We start from the raw sequence: 23,515 nt of genomic DNA, 5'->3' as shown, positions 1-23,515 counted from the left end.
AAGAGGGTTTAGATTGTTTTTAATTAAGCTTACAATAGAGAATTACTATCAAGCCCCTCAAAATAGGTGTCAACTTCAAGATCAGGGGAGTTTGCTGCAGCCACAGCTAGTTTGTCGCAGAGCTCGTTTTCAAAATGTCCTGCGTGCCCTTTTATCCAATGCATCTTAGGGGTGTGCTTATTGTAGAGCTCAACAAATTTTTTCCAGAGATCCGGATTTTTAACATTTTTCCAGCCTCTTTTAATCCATCCGGCAATCCAGTTTTGGTTAATAGCATCAGATACATACTTGCTGTCAGTGTACACATGGATCTCGTTTTCTGTGGATTTCAGTTTTTCCAAGGCGGTAATAACCGCCAGAAGTTCCATCCTGTTGTTAGTCGTTTTTCGAAAACCTTTTGAAAATGTTTTCTGGTAATTTTTTTCAGGAACACGCATGAGAATTCCATATCCGCCTTTTCCCGGATTTCCGCTGCAAGCTCCGTCGGTATAAATTTCGATTTTCAAATCTGCTTTTTAAAAATGATAGATTGACAGTAAATTAATCTAAGTGAAGAATATCTTAAAACGGGAAATCATCATCATCATCAAAGTCATTCATAGAAGAACCGGAAAGTTTTGAGCTGTCCGGCAGGTCAAATGCAGCTCCCGGCTGAATAGTCGTTTTGATTTTGTCGAAGCCGCTTGGTTCTCCAAAGTTGGAAGGATATCCGCCTCCGGCACCACCATCAAATGCTGCTTCAATATCCCCGAATTTTGCAAAATGTTTTAAGAAAGATAATCTTACATCTGCCGTAGCACCATTTCTATGTTTAGCAATGATCAGCTCTGCCTGGTTTTCCGTAGAAGTTTCCTGTCCTTCCTCATCATTATCCCAAACCGTAATTTTATAATATTCAGGACGGAAGATGAAAGATACAATATCGGCATCCTGCTCAATTGCTCCGGATTCCCTCAAATCTGAAAGCTGAGGTCTTTTCCCTGGACGTGCCTCCACACTTCTGGAAAGCTGGGAAAGTGCAATCACCGGAACATTAAGCTCTTTAGCAATTGCCTTCAATGAACGGGAAATCATGGAGATCTCCTGTTCACGGTTTCCGACTCCTTTTCCGCCGCTGCTTCCTGCTGTCATCAGCTGAAGGTAGTCGACCATGATAATTCTTACTCCATGCTGCATTACCAGTCTTCGGCATTTTGCACGGAAGTCGAATATCGAAAGGGAAGGGGTTTCGTCAATATATAAAGGAGCATTTTCCAATTCAGACACATTGGAGAACAGTCTCTGCCATTCTTCGTCATCCAAAGTTCCTTTTCTGAGTTTCTCAGAAGAAATCCTTGTTTCAGAAGCGATCATTCTGGTAATCAGCTGTACAGAGGCCATCTCGAGAGAGAAAAGAGCCATAGGGACCTTATGTCCTACCGCAATATTTCTTGCCATAGAAAGAAGGAATGCCGTTTTACCCATCGCGGGACGTGCGGCAATAATGATAAGGTCAGAATTCTGCCATCCCCCGGTTTCCTTATCTACATCCCGGAATCCTGAAGGAACTCCTGAAAGCCCCTCTTTATCTTTTAAAGATTTAATTGTATCAATAGCCTGTTTTACCAATGAGTTGGCAGTATCAAATCCCTTTTTTATCGTTCCGTTGGTAATTTCGAAGAAGGACTGTTCTGCTTTATCAAGAAGTTCAAAAACATCGGTTGACTCTTTGTAAGAAGAGTCGATAACATTGGCTGAAACATTAATAAGGCTTCTTAGAATATATTTTTCGAGAATAACACGTACGTGATATTCAATGTGGGCAGAAGAGCTTACTCCCATGGTCAGATCAATGATATAGTGATCACCGCCTGCCTGGCTTAGCTTATCTTCTTTTTTTAAATTCTGAATAATGGTCATTAAGTCTACCGGCTGGTTTCCTTCATAAAGTTTCAGGATCGTAGCAAAGATGACCTGATGTCTCGGATCATAAAATACTTCTGGAGTAAGAAGGTCAATGGAATGGTCAAGACCTTTTTTGTCAATCAAAAAAGTTCCGATCACAAGTCTTTCAAAGTCCACTGCATTGGGAGGCATTTTTCCATCCGCAATAGACAATTCTTTTGCAAAGTTTCCGTGTGTCAGGGATGATAATGTTTCTTTCTGCGCCATAATGCAAAGATAGTTTATTTAAAAAATAATAGAAAAATAGTATTCAACAAATTATTAGCAGTCTTACGGAAAATGCTGTAAACAGGAGGTTGAACCTGTTGATAAAAAAAATCACCTCAATCTGAGGTGATTTTTTCAAAAAGATTTCGTAAAACCTATTCTTTATTTTTTACCAATACCCATCCGGAGTATTTGGTTTCCGTACTGTTTTTGTTATTTTCGTTCCATGAAATTGTATACCAGTAAGTTCCTGTTGGGATTTTCTTGCCGAAAGCAGTTCCGTCCCATGTAAAGTTTCTCATTTTGTCGGCTTCATGAAGTTTGTTTCCGTATCTGTCGTACACAATGAAGACCAGATTTTTCTTATATGCAAGTGCTGAGTAGTCAATCACATCATTTACATTATCTCCATTCGGAGTAATAGCATTGATAAGGTTAGGAACTGTTACCGTCACCTGAATAGGGGTACAGTTATAAGTATCCTTTACATAGATCGTATTTTCACCTCTTGGAAGTCCGGTGAAGATGTTGGAATCCTGCCATTTGATGCCGTCTATAGAGTATTTATAAGGAGGAACTCCGCCTGTAGCCGTTACAGTAATGTTGTTGTTTGATATTTCTATTCCTGAAACTACAGGTTGAAGGCTTGCATGTACCCGTACTTCCTGAAGCGTAAAACATTTTCCGGTCTGGAGTTTTACCCAGTAAACTCCTACTGGAACATTGTTGATAGACTGGGTTGTTTCTCCGGTGCTCCATTCATAGCTTACAAACCCCGGGCCTGCATCCAGGCTTGTTTTGCCTTCAGCGCAAATTGTTTTATCTTTTAATACCGCAGATTTCACAGGAGGCAATACTACCAGCTCAATCTTGGCAATAGAATAACACTGTTTGTCATTATCCACTCTTACATATACTGTCTTACTTTCTGAAAGATAGTTAAATGCAGCTGTAATAGGGTTCGTCTGTGCTTTTGCATCAGCTACGGAAGTGTAATATTTAATTATAGTTCCCGTAGGGGTTGGAACAGGTACGCCAATATCAGCTTTGGATAGATCAAATGTTGAACGGGTAACATCATTATCAATATAGCAGTTTTGAAGTACTGCATCTTTTAATACTACCGTTGGGTAGAATAATAGTCTGATGGTTGTTGTTGCAATACATCCGAAAGTGGAAATTACTTTTGCATAGATCGTTGCTTCCGGAGAAATGTAGTTAACAGGGTCTGTAATTTCGTTAATGCCCGCGTTCATATCGGCAGTAGTCGCATAATATTTGATTGTTGCGCCTGTTCCGCCAAAGATATTAGCTGTTGTTAAATCATATTTTGCAGTGCCGGCTCCATTATTATTACAAGAATATAGAGTGGCTGTATTGGCTGTAATGCCTGCATTTACAAACTTGAATTTCCCGGTTATAAAGCATCCGTTGATCGGATTGTTCGGGTTGGTGGGATCTTTATAGACAATTCTGTAATAGTAGGTGGTTGTTCCGTCTACAGTGGCAATTGTAAGAGGGTTTTCTCCGGTAAGAGCATCGTTGGTTGTTTTGTGATAAGTAACCTTGAAGTTGGTGCTGTTACCATTAATGATTGCTGCGGTAAGTGTTGTAAAATCAAATTGTGTTGGAAGTGCACAAACCATTACCTGACTTGGATCATTAGGATTAACACCTGGAATTCCCGGAGGAATAAAAGGATAAGGAGAAAGAACAGGATCGTTAAATGCAGAACTTAAGCTTGCAGTACCTGACCATTCCAAAGAAAATCCGTTGGTAGATCTACTGAAGTTGTCAATAACCAGATAATAAGTCTGGCCTACCAATACATTCATATATGGGCTCCATTTACCGTTGTTCATACTGGCTGTAACGCCGGGAGGATTGGTAGGAAATACCGCAGGCGGAGCAAGAGTAAGATCCAGACCTGTGTCTCCAGGAGTTCCGCTGTAGTTACATCTTATCGGTTGTACGAAAACATGATCCGCATTCTGTAAAGATGTACAGCCGTTTAAGGTAGGTCCATACACCGCAAAATCATAATCATCACTTTGATCGTTAGGTTTTATTTTGAAGGCAAGCGTACCTGGTGTAGATACGGTGAAAGTATACCAAACAGTATATCTCTCATTGGTACTAAGACATCCGCCGTTCTGGTTGAGGATTTCTATGATATTCCCTGGGCCTGAAGGGGTGTAAGAAATGTCAGAGTTACCACAAATAGGAATGGCTGTGACACAGTCTGACTGTGCGTAAGCCAATTGTGTTATCAGTAAAATAAAAAGAAGTAGTATTTTTTTCATTGTTAAAAGTTTTTGTTAAACCAAACTGAAATCAATAATTTTTTTTTCTGTAATTTGTAAAAGAGAAAGCCGCCAAAGCGGCTTTCTCTTATCATATGATGATTATTCTCTGTTTTTTACAACAATCCATCCTGAAAACTTGAAAGGAGTATTTTTCTTGTCATTCTCATTCCATGTTACAGAATACCAGTAGGTACCAGTTGGTATTTTTTTTCCTGCAATAGTTCCGTCCCATTTGTATCCGTTGGATTTATCTCCCTGGTGGATTTTTGTTCCGTATCTGTCAAAGATACTCAATACAAGGTTCTGTTTGTCTGCTATGGCAGAATAATCCACCACATCATTCACACCATCACCATTTGGAGTAATCATATTGATAAGGTTAGGAACCACTACCGTTACTTCAATAGGATCACAATCATAAGCATCTTTTACATATACTTTGTAAGTTCCTCTTGCGATATTCGAGAATGTATTAGAGGTCTGCCACAGAATTTTATCCATAGAATACTGGTAATCTGGTGTTCCTCCTATTACATTGATCGTTAAAGTGGTGTTGGAAACATCAACGCCTGTTACCACGGGCTGTTCAGAAGGATACACTGTTACTTTTTGAGTCGTGATACATTCTCCCGTTTTTAATTTCACCCAATAATTACCTACTCCCACATTTTTAATGGATTGCGTAGTTGCTCCCGTGCTCCACTCATAACTGCTGAATCCGGGACCTGCATCAAGAGTTGTGGTATCTTCCATACAAATGATCTTATCTTTCAGAACACTTGAGGTTACAGGGGCAATTACCGTTAGGGTAATTTTTGCCACCGTATAGCATCCGCGGGTATCTGATACTCTAACATATACAAATCCATTGGGAGCAATATAATTATTAACTGTTAATATCTCGTTTGTGGCATCTATTGCATCTGTAAGTGATGGGAAATATCTTTTGGTTGTAGTTCCCGTAGGACTTGTAACAGGAGCGTTGGCAAGATTAAACAAAGCTGTAGATGGGTTTGATTCTATGAAACAAGATCTGATAGACGCATCTGTTGCGGTCACCAAAGGATAGAACTTAAGGGTAATTTCAGCAGATGCTGTACATCCGAATTCGTTGATTGCCTTTACAAAAACTGAACCTTCTGCAGAAACAAATACGTAAGGATTGGTAATCTCATTGGTTCCATTGGTAAGATCATACATAGAAGGATAATACTTTAATATATGATTAGGAGCAGCTCCTACAGTTGCAGTAGACAGATCGTACGTTGCTGTTCCAGAGCCGTTGTTACTACAGGAAGTAAGGGTGGCAGGATTTAAGGTAAAAGACTTATCAAGGAATTTGATCTGTCCAAAATCTCTACACTGATTTAAAAAGCTCGTTGGGCTGTTGGGATCAACGTAGCTTATTGCATATGTATAAGTATTAGCTACATTAATATTGGTAGGTGCAGTAATAGGATTGTTATCATCTAATGCATCCGTTGCCGAAGCGTAATATTTTACGATGAAATTAGGATTGGCATTTAAAATCTGTGCAGAAAATGTAGAAAAATCATAGTTTACAATTTTACCGCAAACAGGCACTTCCCCGTTTTGGGTAGGGCCAGGCTGTAAAAAGGGGTGTGGCTGATAAATCTGCGCTGAATTATTGTCAAATGGAGTAAGAAGCTTAGCTGTTCCTCCAAAAGTTAAAGTAAATGGGGCAACCAGCGGCGAATAGTTATTTAAAAGCAGGTGATATACCTGTCCCGGTAATACATCAATGTATTTTACATAGCCATCTCCACCACCGCCTTCTGTGGTATCGGTAGAGGTCATATTAAGACCGGTAGGGTTGATGATACTTGCATTTACGCCGGCATAAGAACATCTTAACGGAGTCGCTGTCGTATTGGCGCAGTTAAAGTTAGGGCCATATAACGCAAAATCATAGTCAATTCCTACTGCGGTAGGACCTGTAGGAGTCACTAAAAAAGTAAGTGTTCCTGCAGTTTCTATACTGAAAGTAAGCCATATCGAGTTACTCTCACCATTAGGACCCAGACATCCTACCTGGCCTTCTTTCACATTTCCCCATCCGTTAGGCGTAAGAGAAATAGCTGCATCGCTGCATATCGGGATGGCAGAAGTACAGTCTTGCTGTCCAAAAGCCACTTGAGCTAAGAAAAATAGAAAAACGAGTAGATATTTTTTCATGTTGATCATTTTAATTTTTTATTTCCAGATTATTGGATATTGGGTACCAATTGTTTTCCCCATGAAGGAGACTTACTGTCTGAAGAATTTTGGTTAGAAAACTCACGTAAAGCTTTACGGTATAAAATGTCAGCATTGGATTTATCTCCTGATTTTTCTTTAATTTTTGCCTGAAGAACAGCCAGTCTCGGATTATTGGCAGAGTTGGCTTCAGCCTTCGCTACACTTTGGGTAATAACGTTCTGATCCAGCTGATTGCTTTGAGATCCTTCAATCTGCATTTTCTGAAAATGCAATAAACCTAATAAAAGGTTCACCTCTGCATTCTCTTTTTGTATCGTCCATATTCCGGTTGCTATTTTTCTTGCTAAAGCGTTATCGTCTATAAGGCTTGCTCCTGAAGCTTTATTTAGCAGGGTTTCATTTTTAAGGTATAAAGCAACAGCAGCATAATAGTTAGCCTGCCATGTTTCAGTAGTTTTTGCTGCTGAAAATTTATTGAAAAGACTGTCGTAATCATTGGCTGTCCTGGAGCTGTTGAGCTGCAAGACACTTTGTGATAGCGCTTTGTCAGTGACAGCCTGGGCTTCAGCCCAGCAGCTTACAATGATAAAGCTTAAAGTTAGTAAAAGTTTAGTCATAGGGGGATATTTTATCAAGCAAATATAAAAAATTATTAACGTTAAATTAAAGATTTTGAGATATATTTAATGAAAGTAAGATATTGGTTTTTAATATTGTATTTTGTTTTTCCGCTTCAATTATATGGAGATCGTAAAGATATTGGCAGTTTGGCTAAAAAAATGTGGTATAAATCTCTGATTAACCAGAGAAAAACAGCTATAAAAGAAAAATCAGAATAGAAAATGATCTACTCTGATTTTAAGTATTTCGAATTACGGTTTCTTCCGTAAGGAATTTTAAAGGAATTGATAAATAATAAGTTAATATTGCATTTTTCTTAGTTTTGGATTGGTGCTTCCTACAATTAAAGCTACTAAAACAGTCATACAGCCTCCAAATACCACAGAGCGGACCACCCCTAATAATTTGGCCATAACACCGCTTTCAAACTGACCCATTTCATTGCTGGACATAATGAAAATTGAGTTCACACTCAAAACACGGCCTCTGATGTGATCAGGTGTTTTCAATTGTACAATTGTCCCTCTGATAACTACCGAAATTCCATCAAGCATTCCGCTCATCACAAGGAACATAAAAGACAGCCAGTACAATTTGGACAAACCGAATCCAACGATGCAAAGTCCAAATCCCGTAACAACGGCAAGAAGTATTTTTCCCTGATTTTTTCGAAGAGGGACAATGGATAAAATAGTAATTATACACATTGAACCGATATCCGAGGCCGCATTCAGCAAGCCGAATCCTTCTGCTCCGGAATTCAAAATATCGGTGGCAAATACCGGAATCATGGCTACCGCACCTCCGAAAAGCACTGCAAACATATCCAGGCATAATGCTCCCAGGATTTCTTTGGTTTTAAAAATATAAGAGATTCCTTCGCGCATGCTTTCCACAACGTTTACTGTTTCTTTTTTGTATTCTGAATGCTGTTTTTTAAGCTGCCAGAAAAATAAGGAAGCAACAAATATTAAGGATAAAATAGCAACCAAAGTCCATTTTACACCGATAAACCCTATAAGAACGCCGCCTACGGCATGTCCGCAGACAGAAGAAATCAGGAAAGTTGCCTGGTTAAGTGTAACAGCATTCGGAAGATTTTCCTTCTTTACAATTTTAGGAATCATCGAAGGGACAATAGGACCGATAAAAGCTCTTGCTATTCCCGTAAAAAAGATAACGCCATAAATATAATAAGTAATCTGATGTCCTGTGAAGTGCATTTCCACATTAAGGAATGCAGGAACCAGCAAAAGTCCGATGAGGAAAATATAAGCATAGTTGCAGATAAGCAGCAGCCGCTTTTTCTCATTCATATCAATAACGTGTCCTGCATACAAAGCACAGCTCACTGCAGGTATTACTTCAGAAAGTCCGATAAGACCTATGGAAAAAGGATCTTTTGTTAATTGATACACCCACCATCCTAATAAAGTGGCAAGCATTCTGAAAGCTAAAACAATAAAAAATCTTCCGGTGAGAAGATTTCTGAACTCAACATTTTGTAATGTCTGTAACGGGGTAAAGGAAATCATGAACAAAAATAGCCCTAAAAATTTATTTAGGACTATCCATATGACAATTTTTGAAAGATATATTAAATATATCCCAAAAGATAAAATCTATTTTAGTCAGCTCTTGAAGAGCTCAGTACGATGGCTGCAACCCCCGCCGCTCCAATAATCGTAGCGCCTGCTGCAATTCTTGCTTTTCTTCTGTCTTTTACGGCAGCTACATTGGATTTAGGAATAATTACTTCAGTACTGTCTTTCTTACCTGCGGTACCTACAAGATTGTCGCCCACCACGTTTCTGAACAGAATCGTTTTCTTTGGAGAGCCATCTCTCATCGTTACTTTGTATATTTTTCCGGCTTCAAGATTGGAGTAGTTGTTTTTTGAAATATCTTCGCTGTATTTTGTAGTAGCACAAGATGTAATAACAAATAAAGAGGTTAGTAAAGACGATTTCAACAGTACAGATGCTTTCATTATTTTCTTTTAGTTTTTCAAATTTATAATTTTTTTCGAATATACGTTTTTGGAATTGAAAAAATATGATTAAAGTTTGTAAATTTCTAAGAGATCTGCAATGTTTCTGTCATTGGCTAATCTTGGTGTTTTGTTTTGGCCTCCCAGTTTTCCCTGTGATTTAGCATATTCCTGAAAGGCATTTTTTTTAAGCCTGGTGATTTGCAGTTCCTGTAAAATATTTCCTGAAATCAAATCATTATAGTAAGTATTTCTCGCTCTGAGCTGCTGATCCAGGGCATTTCTGAACAATTCAAGGTTTTCAGGCTCTTTTTCGAATTCAATCAGCCATTCGTGATAGGGAAGGCCTTCTGCCGGATTTACCTGCGGGGCAAGATGGAATTCTGTGATCTGTGCCGGATATTTTTCAAGAGTGGCTTTCATCGCTTCTTCCACTTCAAAAGCAATCACGTGTTCTCCGAAAGCTGAAGTAAAATGTTTTGTTCTGCCACTCACCAGCACTCTGTATGGAGATTTGCTGATGAATCTTACTACATCTCCTATGGAATAAGCCCATAAGCCGGAATTGGTAGTGAGAATAAGTGCGTAGTCTCTATTAAGTTCTATATCTTTTAAAGTCAGTCTCCGTGCGTTGGGTTTACCATACTCTTCCAAAGGAATAAATTCATAGAAAATTCCATGGTTGGTTAAAAGCAGTAATCCCTCCTTTGTGTAGTCATCCTGAAATGCAAAAAAGCCTTCCGAAGCTGGAAATGTCTGAATAATATCCACTTTTCCGCCCAGTAAATCTTCCATTTTATCACGGTAAGGTTCGTAATTAACCCCTCCTGTAACGATAAGCTGTAGATTAGGAAAAAGCTGCTTGATCTTTTTATGATGCTTTTCAGTAAGTTTCTCAAAATACATGATCAGCCACGGCGGAATTCCCGAAATCAAGGTCATGTTCTGATGCTCTGTTTCCTCAATAATTTGATCTACTTTCGCTTCCCAGTCTTCCATAATATTGGTTTCCCAGCTTGGCAGACGGTTCTTTTGCAGATAATTCGGAATGTGGTGAGCTACAATGCCTGATAATCTTCCTGTCTTGATGCCAAAGACTTCTTCCATTTCCGGACTGCCCTGCAGAAAAATCATTTTTCCGTTTACAAAATCAGCATTATTCTTCTGGCTGATGTAATGAAATAAGGCGCTTTGGGCTCCTGCAATCTGAAATGGCATTCCTTCCTTAGAAATAGGAATATATTTAGATCCGGAAGTAGTTCCGGAAGTTTTTGCAAAATATTCCGGGATGTCTGTCCACAGAATATTGGCCTGACCTCTTTTTACTCTTTCAATATACGGTTTCAGATCTTCGTAATCAGCTACAGGAACCCGTTCCTGAAATTCTTTGACAGAATGAATGTTTTCAAAATCATGTTCACGGCCAAAAAGTGTTTTTTGAGCCGTATTCACCAGAGAAATTAATAAGTCTTCCTGATTTTTCTCAGCGTTTTTTTTGAAATCTTCCGCTTTTTGAACATGTTTTTTTGCCCAGATAAGCGCTGCATTTTTCTTGAAGAAGTTTAACATGGGTCAAATTTATAAATAAGTCGAGAATCTGGAGTCATTTTTTAGAAGCATCACATAAAAAAACCGATAGAACACGTTCCACCGGCTTTTTCGAAATTTGATTATGAAAATAACAACTATATGTTAATGTTGTACTATTTGTTTGCTTTGTATCTCTTATCCGGAGTACCGTCTTTTTTCAGATGTTTGTTCTCTTTATATCTCTTATCAGGAGTACCATCTTTTTTCATTTTGGCAGCGGGTTGTGCAGGCTTTGCTGCTTTTGCATCCATTGCCGGTTTTGCAGCTTTTACTTCTGCAGGCTTAGCCGCCTTCACCGTAGTTTTTGCAGGTTGATGAGGCTGAGCGCCTGTAGCGGGAGCAGTCTGCTGAGCAGTTGCAAGTCCTAATCCAAGGATCAGTGACATTGCTGATAAGAATTTTTTCATAAGAATTATTGTTTGTTTTTTTATTGAATAAAGATATGCAAAAAGCAGGCTGGAAAAACGGGATTTTCAAACTTAACTAAAGTTTATTACAGCTTAAAAAAAAATTAAAACCCTTCATTTACAATGGAAAAGCCTGTTTCTGAAAATAGAAACAGGCTTGCATAATATATAAATAGACATGGCTAGCGCGTACAGTTGGCTGTCCACGTTTTGCCATCCTTAACGTACAGGATTTTCAGAACATTATTGTCAATTCTGATATAAGAAGTTGCTGTAGAACCAATCATCACAAGGGTATGATCTCCTTCCTGATTAAATTCAATTCCGTTAAGATCCGGAATACTGTTCGAGAAAGCAAAATTGTACTTGGTACCGCTGGCGATCTTCGTTACAAATACACTTCCGTTGTCTGTGCTGATGTTGGTAGAGCCGCCGTCCTTATAAGAAACGCTTCCTTTATACGTTCCTGCAAAGAACTCGTTGTTTACCGGATCATCATCCTTGCTGCACGACGAAAAAGATACCGCTGTAAATACCAACAGCATCATCACTCCTAAAATTTTAATTGCTTTTTTCATAATATTATTCTTAATGTTTGGTTAGACTATACGTCCCAAACACTATGCCACGGGGGTCTTACGTGAATTTTTTTAACAGGTTATTAAATAAAATTGTAAAAAATTAAGATTTATGCTGTTAATTCATTCATATCAATTTAGAAGTTTTTCCGTTTTCCGGGGGAAGAAAAAAATATACGTATCTTTGTAGGGCAATAAACGGTTTCGGAAAACTCCCGAAATCGCTTTTGTCGTTTACACTAACACTATTTATGCAGTTAAAATCCATCAATGAAAAGTTTCTTCCAGATCTTTTGCAGAAAGAGTTTGGGAAAGAAATTTTTACTCAGCTAGAAAGTAACCGGCATATTTCTGTAAGAGGGAGTGCGGGATCTTCAGTTTCCATTTTTGTGGCAGAGCTTTTTTTAGTTCAGAAGAAAAATATTCTTTATCTGATAGATGATAAAGAGGATGCTTTGTATGCCAACACAGAGATGGAAGATCTCCTGGGTAAAGATAAAGTGCTTTATTTTCCGGCCACCCATCTGGAACCCTATCAGGTAGAAAAAACACAAAATGCCAATCTGGTTTTGAGAACTGAAGTTCTCCATAAAATAAACTCCGGAAGATCTCCGAAAGTGATTGTGGCTTACGCAGGAGCCCTGTCTGAAAAGGTGTTGAAAAAAGAAGACTTTAAAGCAATTTCTCATCATATTAAAGTTGGTGACCAGCTTGATTTTGATTTTGTAGACGAATTGCTCAATCATTACCATTTTCAGCAGGCTGATTTTGTTTCAGAACCGGGAGAGTTTTCTGTAAGAGGAGGAATTGTGGATGTTTTTTCCTATTCCTACGAAAAACCTTACAGAATTACGTTCTTCGGTAATGAAGTGGAAAGTATTAAAACCTTTGATATCGAAACCCAGCTTTCTGTAGATAAAGTAAAAGATTTTCAGCTGGTATCTAATATGAACTTCTCTGTTACTGGAAGCAGGGTGTCATTACTGCAGCTATTACCGGATGAAAGCTTAGTGGTGTCTAAAAATGGTATGATAGGAATGCAGAAGATCAGGACATTCTATGAAAAGTCTCTTGAGAAATATGATACCTTAAGTAAAGACATTGCACACAGAACTCCTCAGGAGCTTTTTATTTCAGATCAGGAGTTTTTATTTGATTATAAAAAATTTAAGACGATAGATTTCGGAGGGGCAGCCATTGAAGGGTTAAAGGAAATCAGGGAAGTTAGAATGGAGCAGGTTCCGCAGCCTTCTTTTCATAAAAACTTTGAACTGCTGATTGAAGATATTGAAGAAAAACAGAAGAACGGATTTGATACCTGGATCTCATTTTCAACCGAAAAGCAGAAAGAAAGATTAGAATCTATTTTTGAAGAACTTGAACATGAGCTTCCTTTCAAAAGTTTCAAATCTGAACTGCATGAAGGTTTTGTAGATAATGGCCACCAACTACTTGTGTATACGGATCACCAGATTTTTGACCGCTACCAGAGATATAAAGCTAAAAATACTTTTGCTAAATCTGAGCAGCTTACCCTAAAAGACCTGATGTCTTTAAAAATAGGGGATTATATTGCTCATATCGACCATGGAATCGGGAAATTTATGGGACTGGTAAAAGTAAATAATGACGGTAAAATTCAGGAATGCTTTAAACTGACTTATAAAAACGGCGACTTATTATACGTAAGTATTCATTCATTACACAAGATATCAAAATATAACGGCCCCGATGGAAAAGAGATTGTATTGAGCAAACTCGGTTCTCCAACCTGGAAATCCTTAAAGCAGAAAACAAAGGCGAAGGTAAAACAGATTGCTTTTGACCTTATTCAATTGTATGCACAGAGAAAAACAGCGAAAGGTTTTGCCTATACGCCGGATTCTTATCTGCAGAATGAGCTCGAAGCCAGTTTTATCTATGAAGATACTCCGGATCAGGAAAAAGCCACCATAGATGTGAAAAAGGATATGGAGGCTGATACGGTTATGGACAGGCTTGTTTGTGGGGATGTAGGTTTCGGAAAAACAGAGGTGGCTATCCGTGCTGCATTTAAAGCCGCTACTGACGGCAAGCAGGTTGCGGTTTTGGTTCCTACTACCATTCTCGCGTTTCAGCACTACAGAAGCTTTAAAGAAAGGCTGAAGGATTTTCCTGTGAATGTGGCATATGTCAACAGATTCAGAACAGCTAAACAAAAATCAGAAACTTTAGATGCTTTAAAAAACGGAAAAGTCGATATCATTATCGGAACCCATCAGCTGGTAAGCAGTTCGGTGAAGTTTAAAGACCTGGGCTTACTGATTATTGATGAAGAGCATAAGTTTGGTGTTTCTGTAAAGGATAAATTGAAGACGCTTAAAAATAATGTCGATACGCTTACCCTTACAGCTACGCCTATTCCAAGAACTCTGCAGTTTTCTTTGATGGCCGCAAGAGATTTATCCGTAATTAAAACTCCACCTCCAAACAGGCAGCCTGTAGAGACACAGCTTATCGGGTTCAATGAAGAAACGCTTCGTGATGCCGTTTCCTACGAGCTTCAGAGAGACGGGCAGGTATATTTTATTAATAACAGAATTGAAAATTTAAAAGATATTGCCGGGCTTATCCAGAGACTGGTTCCGGATGCGAGAGTGATCACAGGACATGGCCAGATGGAAGGAAAACAACTGGAAAAGAATGTTCTGGATTTTATGGAAGGAAAATATGATGTTCTTGTATCTACTACCATTGTAGAAAGTGGGGTAGATGTTCCGAATGCCAATACAATTTTCATCAATGATGCCCAAAGATTTGGAATGGCAGATCTCCACCAGATGAGAGGAAGGGTAGGACGAAGCAATAGAAAAGCTTTCTGTTATCTGATTACGCCGCCTTATGATATGATGACTTCGGATGCAAGAAAGCGTTTGGAAGCTATTGAACAGTTTTCTGACTTGGGAAGCGGTTTCCAGATTGCCATGAAAGACCTTGAAATCCGTGGAGCAGGTGATCTTCTGGGAGCGGAACAGAGCGGGTTTATTAATGAAATGGGATTTGAGACCTACCAGAAACTCATGCAGGAAGCTCTTGAAGAATTAAAGGATGATGCCGATTTTGAAAATCTTTTTGACAATGAAGAAGACAGACAGAAGCTTTTCAAATCAGTAAAAGATGTCAATATTGATACTGATCTTGAATTAATGCTTCCTGATTTCTATATTTCCAATACCGAGGAAAGGCTGTTGTTATATCAGAAAATTGCAGAAATCAATAATGAAGCAGATCTTCATCAGTTTGAACTTGAATTAATTGACCGTTTCGGGCCGCTGCCAAAAGAAGCAGTGAACCTGCTGAAGAGTGTCTCACTGAAATGGCTGGCGGCAGATATTGGTTTTGAGAAAATTGTTATGAAAAACGGTGTGTTTCTGGGATATTTTCCCGGAAATCCTCAGGATAAGTTCTATCAGACCGACAGGTTCAGACACATTATTAACTATTTGACCCGAAATCCTGCTGAAGCTCAGCTCAAGGAAAAATCAGGAAAAGAAGGTAATCAGCTGATGATGAGAAAAGAGAAGGTTAAGAATGTAGATGAGGTCAATTTATTATTAAAAGCGATCATTGAACACAATTAAATTTTATTTTGATTTTTTTTAAAATGAATTTATAAAAATTGCTAAAACGTATAAAAAGGTTAAATTTTTTATACGTTTTTTTGTGATTATTATCATGTTTTTATCGCGTAATATTCCTGTTCAGGAGAATTAACTCCATTTTCAGGGGGGGTGAAATCACCTTTTAATGATTAAAAATGTCCTGTAAATCCCCACGGAATAATGGTTTGAGTGCCTTATTTGCTTTTTTATTATATGAAAAGTAGAGTTATGTAGTAATAATTCTACTTTTATGTGTGATTAATTCTATGGCATAATATGTTTATTTCTATAGGCTTACGGATTTATAACTGGAATTTTAAGGACTTCATTGCGTACCTTTGCAGTCCTTATTATGAAAAAAATTATATATTGCTGCGCGGCTGGATTTCTTTCTTTCTACGCCAACGCACAGGTGGGCATCGGTACTGCGAAACCGAAATCTGTTCTTGATGTGAACGGAAAAACCACCTTAAGAAAAGAGCTTAGAGTGGGCGGTGCTTCTACAGATGTTGGAAATGCCGGTTTGAATGGCCAGGTATTGGTTTCTCAGGGCGAGGGCTTGCCTCCTGTGTGGAAATCTTTGAACGTTTCCTTCATGGAAGAGGGACAGTATAAGTTAATCAATTCTTATCTGTCGTCAGATCAGTTGGGAGTAACTTCTCTTTCCAACGGTGTTGCCGGTGATAATATCTACACAAACAAGGTGGGAGATAATGTTACGGATGCAACAAAAGGAAACTGGAAAAAGATTAACGGCCTCATCAATAGCTTTACTATCAAAAACGGGAAAAACAGAATCACTTATCAGTTCCAGACAGGAATTGAGATAAAGGCACAGTCTTCTACAACGATAGAAAGTATCAGATTTGCCTGCGGTGTTTTCAGAAACGGCCTATTGGTTGCTGTGCGCCCGGATAGAATCTCTTCTAACAATAATTCCGGAAAGAATGGCCTTCAGGATTATATTTTTACCCTTAATTATACCGAACAAAACGTTCCTATAGGTGTTCACAATATTGAAATTGCATGCCGAAAAATTGATACTTCAAATGCTGCTTCGGAATTTGCCATCGGGCGTAATGTGCAGACCTCAAGCGGTGTATCCAGTGCCTTTACGCTGGAATCTACCATGAAGGTGGATGTGATCGAATATGTGAGCTATAAAAATAACTAAGGATGAAAAAACTATTATCAACACTGCTTTTTACCACAGGATTTTTGGTGGCAGCTCAAGTGGGAATAAAAACCAGCACTCCGAATGCAAAACTGGACGTAAACGGAGATGTGAATTTCAGAAATAAAATTGGCGTTTTTAATGCCGCAGACAACACTGTATTTCAAGGAAATAATGATCAGCTTCTGGTTTCCAGAGGAGAAGGGTTTCCGCCGATCTGGAAATCGCTTCGTATTCCGGAATATGAACCGAATAAATTTTATCTGATTTATAATAACTCTTTTTCCGATAAAGTAGGAACTTCATTTACATCTTCTGATGATTCTACAGTAACATTCTCCTCAAGAGGTGCAACTTTTACGAAAGGAAAAGAACTCAGCACCCTTCCGAATTTTAAAAAAATAGATGGTCTTTCTAAAACGATCAGTGTATTCAGTAGTCAGAGTAAAGCTTACTTTCAGTTTGAAACAGTTGTTCAGGCAGACTTTGGAGCTGTAGGAACTACCGATACTTCCATAGATTATGCCTGTGGTATTTTTGTAGATGGAAAATTGGTCAACCTGAGACAAAGAAATTTAAAGGCAATTACTACTTCATATCCTTTTCTTACTCATACCCAGATCGGGATTGTAGATAACCTTGGCACCGGAAATCATTCTGTAGATGTTGCCTGCACGAGGCTGGGCTCTTATGGCGCATCCACCAATAAGCTTACAATTGGTACTAACGTGTATACTAACATTAATGGCTTTATTTCCCAGTCTTCCCTAAAGGTAGATGTGTATGAGGTTCCTGAAGTCTTTAACTCTATTATAAACTAATGCAGATTATGAAAAAAATACTATTTGCAGCAACAATTTTTCTAACTGTTATCGTAAATGCACAAGTGGGTATTAATACTCCTACACCAACCAATATGCTGGATGTAAACGGAGATATTAGCATCAGAAAAGAATTAAGGACAGCAGGTACAGATGTTCTGAAAGGATCTGCCGGATCTGCCGGGGATATCCTGCATAATAATACAGATCTAAATGTTAATGACTGGAAAGCAATAAAAATTGCAGACGGGATGGGAAGTATGTCTGTATTTTCCATTAATACGGTTGCCGATAAAACAGGGGTTATTTTTACCGGAAGTAACGGATCCACGAATCCTTACAGTGATGGCGCAGCTCTGACCTCCGACTGGTCTGTACTGACCGGAACAATAGATAGTTTCTCCGTAACCAGCCAAACGAATAAAGCTACTTTTTCGTTTCAGACTACGATACAGAAAACAGGTGCCAGTTCTGCTAGTTTTGCCTGTGGAGTGTTTGTTGATGATGAGTTGAGAGCAGTAAGAACAGATGTACTGCTTGGAGATGCAGGCGCATATAAAATTTTTAATCTGAATGCGACACTTACCAATCTTATGCCGAAAAATGACTATAAAGTAAAGGTAGCATGTACCAAAAGAGCCATTTCAGGATCTACGGTTGGGGTAGGAACAGCGGTAAATACAACCTTTCTCAATAGTGACATGTCTCAGTCTGTGTTGACAACATCCATATTACAGCCTTATTAATTTTGATCATAATGCAATAATAATAAATCTAAAAACGTTATGTTTTTAGATTTTTTTTGTTTATTAACTCTATTTCTTGTGAATTTGTTCAGATAAATTGAAGTGTATTATCGAAAATTGAATTATATTTGGACAAGCTAAAAATATTCTATATGGTAAAAAACTATTTTCTTAAAATGTTTGCCGGTATTGCTTTTCTTGGGCTGCTGGCAGCATGCAATACGACTTCAGATCCTACAGAATCTATTCCGAATCCGGATGACGGACCGCCTCCTAAAAAGGTTTTAGCAAAAGTAAGCTCAAATAATGTTTCTCAGGAAGAATACACTACTTTAGCCGTAACCGGAGACTTGCAGGCTGCAGTATCTAAAGATGAATTTGCTTCCGGAAATGCTTATTTTACAGGTACAGTAACGTACACCAACAAGAATATTACAAAGATTAAGTACGTAAGCTCAGCTTCATCCAGCCTAGTCTATGAATTTAATATTGTTCCGGATGCCACAGGGAAAAAGATTTATAATGCAACTTCTACAGCCACAGGAGCTACTCCGTCTGTATCTGTTGTGAGTGACTATGCTTTTACCTATGATTCGGTAACCAGTAAGCTAACCAAAATTCTTGAGAAAAGAAAAGAGGGAGGCATAAGTGCCTATAACAGGTTTATAGATTATTCTTTTGTGTATAACGGAAACAATGTTATCCAGGTAGTTTGTTCCAAAGGAATATTGGATATCAACGGAAACCCGAATATGTCTACAGCGGTAATCAGCAAATACAGCTTTCAGAACTATGACGCTCAGAAAAGCCCGTATTCTACATTGTCACCCGTTTATTTTATTACACGAGGTCTGATCAGTCCGGTTAATTTCTACAAAATATCTCCGAACAATCCTACTTCTATGTTTATAGAATTGCCATCACCGGCTGCACCTGTAAATACTTCCCAAAGTTATTCTTATGACAATCAGGGGTATGTGGTTCTAGAGAAAAACCAGAATATGACTTTTACCTATAAAAATTTATAGAAGAAATATAGTCATTAATCTTACCAGAATATAAATAATAATACAATTTTTAGGCAAAAAAAAATTATATTTGTCAAAAAAATAATCAATTACAAGGAAATGAAACAAATTTTCTATTTTATTTTACTCATCGCAGGTTTTTCCTCAATACATTCCTGCAAGAATTTACAGGATGAGGATGGAAATCCTCTTTTGGATCTTAATAATACAGGAGGACTAAGCGGTCCCAGAGCATTATACAGAGAAATTACAGATAAAGATACGATCGCAGAATATCAGTACAGCGGACTTCTTGTGACCAAAGTAATCACAGACAGTGCATCAGTTACCAATATTATGTACAGCGGTGATAAAATCAGCCAGATCAACTTCAATGGCTTCCTGGATCTTGACGGAAACGGCAAACTGGATAAGGATAGTGTATCTTACACTCAATTATTCACTTACGCTAATAACAGCAGACTTCAGACAATTTCTGAAAACCGTTCCACTTTCAGAAGACCTCCGCCTGTACCACCGGCAACTACTCCGGGGCCGCAGACCCTTCTTAAAAAAGAGAAGACCTCTTATAGAATAGTGTATAGCAACTCAACAGGAAAACTGGATTCTATCATCATGAGAAATGGTCCGGATGTACCGGGAGCTCCACTTGTTTTTACAGACTATTCAAGAACAGCATATACCTATGTAGGAGATAACGTTTCTAAAGTAGTGAGATTTTACGGAACTATGTCGGGTGGTGCACCTGGGCCTGTTACAAACAAATACAGCTACGAATACTATGCATATGATGATCAGGTGAGCCCATTCACATTATTGCCACATGTATATAAAATTTCAAGACTTTTATCAACGGTTATCAATGACAAAGAAAGTCTTATTTTATCTCCAAACAATCCTAAGAGATGGTCGGTGACAGATCTTACACCACCTATTCCAACCCCGATTGTAAAGAGTACGAACTACGTTTACGACCCTCAAACTTATATGACGAAAGGATACGGTGTTAATTACATCTATAAACCACAATAAAATCCTTTCTTAACAATATTTGAACTCAATCTTTCCTAAGATTGAGTTTTTTATTTTTTATCTCTTAATTTTGCAAAAAATTTCCGATGAAATATTTAATCGTAGGGCTGGGTAACAAAGGCTCAGAATATGAAAATACACGACACAATATAGGCTTTAAAGTAGCCGAAAAAATAGCAGAAACTCTTGAAGTATCATTTAATACTTCCAACTTTGGCTGGCTGGCAGAAGGAAAGCACAAAGGAAGAAAAGTTTTTGTCCTTAAGCCGGACACCTATATGAATCTTTCCGGAAATGCCGTGAAATACTGGATGCAGAAAGAGAATATTCCTCTGGAAAATGTCCTGATCGTTACGGATGATCTTGCGCTTCCTTTTGGGACTTTAAGATTGAAAGGGAAAGGCTCAGATGCGGGACATAACGGGCTAAAAAATATCAATGAAGTATTGCAGACTCAAAACTATGCAAGACTTCGTTTCGGGATTTCTGCTGACTTTTCTGCCGGAAAACAGGTAGATTATGTATTAGGAACCTGGAATGAGGAAGAAGCAGAAAAGCTTACCGAAAGAATTGAAACGTTTTCCAAGGCCAGTCTTTCTTTCGTCTTTGCAGGTTTGAATAATACGATGTCTGCCTTTAACGGGAAATAGATGATAGATAGTCGGTTCCACATGGAAGGTATGAGGGTACCCCGAACTTTTATTTGTATGGATCTCAATCATGTTAAAAATAAATGCCACCGAAATTCGATGGCATTTTGTGTAAAATATAATTGAAATTTAATAAGTTTATTGCTTATAACCAGGTTACAACCCCTGTTTCAACATCATAGTTGGCTCCTACAATTTTAATTTTCCCTTCTGCTTCAAGGTTTTTAAGGGTTGAGCTTTGCTTACGGATGTCATCAATAGCACTTCTAACGTTCTGGTGGTTAAGTCTTTCCAGAAGAGAGCTGTTTTTTGATGAACGTTCTTCATTCTCTTCAATAATATCGTTGATGATAGGGTTGAAGTGATTGATCAGGTGGTTCAGGTTATCCATTCCCATTCCTTCAATCTGTGCAGCGTCAAGACCTCCTTTCAATGCCCCGCATTTTGTGTGTCCTAATACTACAATGAGTTTAGAACCTGCAACGTTACATCCGAATTCCATAGATCCGAGAATATCCTGGTTTACAAAATTACCTGCAATTCTGATACTGAAAACGTCTCCTAATCCCTGGTCAAAGATAAGCTCAGCAGAAGTACGGCTGTCGATACAGCTTAAAACTACTGCAAACGGCCATTGCCCCTCACGGGTAGCATTCACCTGTTCAAGAAGGTCTCTGTTCGCTTTAAGATTGTTGACAAACCTTTGGTTTCCTTCTTTTAAGAATTCTAACGCTTTCTCCGGAGTAATTGTTGATTGGGTTTCGTATGTATGTGCTTTCATATTTTATTTATTATTTTAGAATTTAAAGTTAAAAAAATTAATTGATGTTTGAGATTACATGGCTCTTTTATGGGTAACCAAGATGTGAGAATCTTCACTTCTTTCGTAATCTCTGTATGAGGTTTTAAAGCCTAAAAGCTCTACGTTGATATCCTGTTCCTTTGCGCGGATATTGGCAAAGTCCTGAATCATCTCCAGTACATCTGTTGCAATGTAGGAAGTATTCCTTGCATCAATGATTACGGTAGAATTAGGCTTAATATTTTTAAGTGTTTTTTTGATGGCAGCTTTATTTAAAAATGAGACTTCTTCAGCCAGCTTTATATTGATTCCGTCGGCATCATCCAGCCTTTCTCTGCTCAGGTAATAGGCTCTCTTCATATTTCCCTGAAGAATGTAGAAAACAGAGATGGCAAGACCAATTCCTACTCCTTTTAATAAATCTGTAGCTACCACTGCCGCCACTGTTGCTACAAATGGAATAAACTGGAATTTTCCTAAATGCCAGAAATGCTTAAATGTAGCCGGCTTTGCCAGTTTATATCCTACCAGAATTAATACCGCAGCCAAAGTAGCCAAAGGAATCAAATTTAATACAACAGGAATGGAAAGTACACAGATCAGCAAAAATACACCGTGAATAATAGTTGACAATTTAGAGGTTGCGCCTGCATTAGCATTCGCAGAACTTCTTACAACTACAGATGTCATTGGAAGCCCACCAATAAAAGAACTGATAAGATTTCCTATTCCCTGGGCTTTAAGCTCAAGATTGGTATCTGTAATTCTTCTCTGGACATCCAATCTGTCCGATGCTTCTATACAAAGCAATGTTTCAATAGATGCTACGATGGCAATGGTAGCTCCAACGATCCAGACTTTAGGATTGGTAAAACCATTGAAGTCAGGCATTGTAATCAGATTTTTAAAATCATCAAAAGTCTGCGGAACTGGCAGCGAAACCAGGTGCTGAGTCTGAATAGCCAGGGAACTTCCAGACATCTTAAAGAGTTGGTTCAAAAGGATGCTTATAAGTACTGCTACCAATGCCCCGGGAAGCATTTTCATCCTTTTCAGTACGTGGATTTTATCCCATGCAATAAGAATGGCTACAGAAACCAAAGTAATTACGATTGCTCCCGGATGGATGGCTCCTAATAATTCTGTAAAATACCCGAAATTCAGACCGTTATCGAAAATAGATTCATGACCTTCATAATCTTTATCGAATCCTAATGCGTGCGGAATTTGTTTTAAAATAATAATAATTCCGATGGCAGCCAGCATTCCCTCGATCACGTTATTCGGGAAATAATTGGAAATGCTTCCGGCTCTTACAAATCCTAAAACCAATTGAATCAGTCCTGCAATAATCCCTGCACAAAGGAAAAGTTCAAATGCGCCCAGATCTGTTATCGCTGTTAAAACGATTGCTGTAAGACCCGCTGCAGGTCCGGAAACTGAAATATTTGAATTACTGATTGTTCCTACTACCAGACCGCCTACAATACCGGCAATAATACCGGAAAGTGGGGGAGCGCCTGATGCTAAAGCAATTCCTAAACACAACGGAAGTGCTACTAAAAATACCACGAGTCCTGAAGGAAAATTTTCCTTGATTCCTCCTATTAATGATGTCTTTTTCATAATGTGAAGCTGTAAGGTATAACCGGCTTATTTGCTTTTAAATAAGTCAATTATAAAAAGTTGAAAAAATTAATTTTAAATACGTGCGTATCCTATATCACAAAATGATATGGAAATGGTATCAAAAAATCT

Annotated in this window: 19 protein-coding genes; 7 read left to right on the top strand and 12 right to left on the bottom strand. The window is 38.3% G+C overall.

Going from position 1 to position 23,515, the window contains the following annotated elements:
- Positions 1-29: 29 nt before the first annotated feature.
- The 10 genes from rnhA to BLW74_RS12810 all read right to left on the bottom strand — a co-directional run bounded on the left by rnhA (position 30) and on the right by BLW74_RS12810 (position 11,863).
- Positions 30-506, bottom strand: coding sequence for a ribonuclease HI (rnhA, locus tag BLW74_RS12855; protein ID WP_089692812.1), 477 nt, complete (start codon positions 504-506; stop codon positions 30-32).
- Positions 507-561: 55 nt separating this feature from the next.
- Positions 562-2,151 carry a replicative DNA helicase gene (dnaB, locus tag BLW74_RS12850; protein WP_089692811.1) on the bottom strand — a complete coding sequence of 530 codons (1,590 nt, stop codon included), beginning with the start codon at positions 2,149-2,151 and terminating at the stop codon, positions 562-564.
- A gap of 155 nt (positions 2,152-2,306) precedes the next feature.
- Positions 2,307-4,454: a T9SS type B sorting domain-containing protein gene (locus BLW74_RS12845; RefSeq protein WP_089692810.1), complete on the bottom strand. Its 2,148-nt coding sequence runs from the start codon at positions 4,452-4,454 to the stop codon at positions 2,307-2,309.
- 102 nt (positions 4,455-4,556) lie between these two features.
- Positions 4,557-6,653 (bottom strand): T9SS type B sorting domain-containing protein, encoded by a 2,097-nt coding sequence (locus tag BLW74_RS12840; protein WP_228424892.1) that lies wholly within the window; start codon positions 6,651-6,653, stop codon positions 4,557-4,559.
- Between the two features lie 29 nt (positions 6,654-6,682).
- Positions 6,683-7,294 carry a hypothetical protein gene (locus tag BLW74_RS12835; RefSeq protein ID WP_089692808.1) on the bottom strand — a complete coding sequence of 204 codons (612 nt, stop codon included), beginning with the start codon at positions 7,292-7,294 and terminating at the stop codon, positions 6,683-6,685.
- Positions 7,295-7,597: 303 nt separating this feature from the next.
- Positions 7,598-8,833 carry an MFS transporter gene (locus BLW74_RS12830; protein WP_089692807.1) on the bottom strand — a complete coding sequence of 412 codons (1,236 nt, stop codon included), beginning with the start codon at positions 8,831-8,833 and terminating at the stop codon, positions 7,598-7,600.
- A gap of 92 nt (positions 8,834-8,925) precedes the next feature.
- Positions 8,926-9,288, bottom strand: a complete 363-nt coding sequence (locus BLW74_RS12825; RefSeq protein WP_089692806.1) for a hypothetical protein — start codon at positions 9,286-9,288, stop codon at positions 8,926-8,928.
- A 69-nt stretch (positions 9,289-9,357) separates the two neighbouring features.
- Positions 9,358-10,857 (bottom strand): GH3 auxin-responsive promoter family protein, encoded by a 1,500-nt coding sequence (locus BLW74_RS12820; protein ID WP_089692805.1) that lies wholly within the window; start codon positions 10,855-10,857, stop codon positions 9,358-9,360.
- A 134-nt stretch (positions 10,858-10,991) separates the two neighbouring features.
- The gene (locus BLW74_RS12815) at positions 10,992-11,285 is read right to left on the bottom strand and encodes a hypothetical protein (RefSeq protein WP_089692804.1); all 294 of its coding nucleotides are present in this window, start codon (positions 11,283-11,285) and stop codon (positions 10,992-10,994) included.
- Between the two features lie 182 nt (positions 11,286-11,467).
- Positions 11,468-11,863, bottom strand: coding sequence for a hypothetical protein (locus BLW74_RS12810; RefSeq protein ID WP_089692803.1), 396 nt, complete (start codon positions 11,861-11,863; stop codon positions 11,468-11,470).
- Between the two features lie 251 nt (positions 11,864-12,114).
- Between BLW74_RS12810 and mfd the strand changes: the two genes are divergently transcribed.
- From mfd to pth, 7 genes are all read left to right on the top strand, one after another.
- Positions 12,115-15,483 carry a transcription-repair coupling factor gene (gene mfd, locus BLW74_RS12805; RefSeq protein WP_089692802.1) on the top strand — a complete coding sequence of 1,123 codons (3,369 nt, stop codon included), beginning with the start codon at positions 12,115-12,117 and terminating at the stop codon, positions 15,481-15,483.
- Positions 15,484-15,856: 373 nt separating this feature from the next.
- A complete protein-coding gene (locus BLW74_RS12800) occupies positions 15,857-16,678 on the top strand; it encodes a hypothetical protein (protein WP_089692801.1) in 822 nt (273 codons plus the stop codon).
- Between the two features lie 2 nt (positions 16,679-16,680).
- On the top strand, positions 16,681-17,499 hold the full coding sequence (locus BLW74_RS12795) for a hypothetical protein (protein ID WP_089692800.1): 819 nt from the start codon (positions 16,681-16,683) through the stop codon (positions 17,497-17,499).
- 8 nt (positions 17,500-17,507) lie between these two features.
- Complete coding sequence (locus tag BLW74_RS12790) at positions 17,508-18,245, top strand: hypothetical protein (RefSeq protein WP_089693572.1); 738 nt, start codon at positions 17,508-17,510, stop codon at positions 18,243-18,245.
- Positions 18,246-18,397: 152 nt separating this feature from the next.
- A complete protein-coding gene (locus BLW74_RS12785; protein ID WP_089692799.1) occupies positions 18,398-19,273 on the top strand; it encodes a hypothetical protein in 876 nt (291 codons plus the stop codon).
- Positions 19,274-19,372: 99 nt separating this feature from the next.
- Positions 19,373-20,305, top strand: coding sequence for a hypothetical protein (locus BLW74_RS12780; protein WP_089692798.1), 933 nt, complete (start codon positions 19,373-19,375; stop codon positions 20,303-20,305).
- Positions 20,306-20,391: 86 nt separating this feature from the next.
- Positions 20,392-20,955, top strand: coding sequence for an aminoacyl-tRNA hydrolase (gene pth, locus BLW74_RS12775; RefSeq protein ID WP_089692797.1), 564 nt, complete (start codon positions 20,392-20,394; stop codon positions 20,953-20,955).
- 145 nt (positions 20,956-21,100) lie between these two features.
- On the opposite strand, the gene BLW74_RS12770 is transcribed toward pth, so the two are convergent.
- Both BLW74_RS12770 and BLW74_RS12765 read right to left on the bottom strand, forming a co-directional pair.
- The gene (locus BLW74_RS12770) at positions 21,101-21,736 is read right to left on the bottom strand and encodes a carbonic anhydrase (protein ID WP_089692796.1); all 636 of its coding nucleotides are present in this window, start codon (positions 21,734-21,736) and stop codon (positions 21,101-21,103) included.
- Between the two features lie 54 nt (positions 21,737-21,790).
- The gene (locus tag BLW74_RS12765; protein WP_089692795.1) at positions 21,791-23,383 is read right to left on the bottom strand and encodes a SulP family inorganic anion transporter; all 1,593 of its coding nucleotides are present in this window, start codon (positions 23,381-23,383) and stop codon (positions 21,791-21,793) included.
- Between the last annotated feature and the right edge of the window lie 132 nt (positions 23,384-23,515).

It is taken from the genome of Chryseobacterium culicis, from assembly GCF_900108365.1.
Taxonomy (GTDB): domain Bacteria; phylum Bacteroidota; class Bacteroidia; order Flavobacteriales; family Weeksellaceae; genus Chryseobacterium; species Chryseobacterium culicis.
This window is presented reverse-complemented; position numbering and strand designations above follow the sequence as displayed.